A 523-nucleotide genomic window follows, 5' to 3' on the forward strand; every position below is an offset into this window, starting at 1 on the left:
TTGTCCAGGCGGCTGATGTCGCCATGGATGTTGCGTTGGACGGTCAGGCGGTTGTCGTACCGATCACTGAGAGCGGTCAGATGACCGTCGCGAAAGTGTAGGAAAGGCGCCTGGTCGCCGGGCTGGGCGATGATCAGTTCGTCCGGCTCGGTGCCCAGGTAGATAGCGGCGCGGGCCAGGCTGTTGTGGATCGCCGGGCGTTGGGCGGTGGGCAGCGGAAAAAGGGTGCGACGGTTTTCCTGGTCGACCCAGGTAACTTGCTCGCCTTCCAAGAGCAGGCGATGAGCCAGGGCATGGCTCCAGCCGCGCCCGAGCCCGATGTCCAGGTCGGCGGCGCTGCTGCGGTATAAGCGGGTGAAGACGAAGGGCAGGCGGCCATCGAGCACGCCGTCTTCCAGGGTCAGCAGTTCCTCGCCGGTGACCATCGACACCGGGCAGCCGCTGGTGGCGGTCTGGGCGGCGGTGTCGGCGCTGTCGCCGTTGGGGTTTTTCGATTGGGTGGGGGCGTCGTCGAAGGGTTCGT

1 protein-coding gene is annotated in these 523 nt (G+C 66.2%); it reads right to left on the reverse strand.

What is annotated here, in order from left to right; translation table 11 throughout:
* On the reverse strand, positions 1-523 hold a 523-nt coding region (locus ACLEJR_RS27015; protein ID WP_440817758.1), incomplete at both ends, for a DUF6531 domain-containing protein.

Source organism: Pseudomonas sp. SMN5, from assembly GCF_052041925.1.
GTDB lineage: Bacteria > Pseudomonadota > Gammaproteobacteria > Pseudomonadales > Pseudomonadaceae > Aquipseudomonas.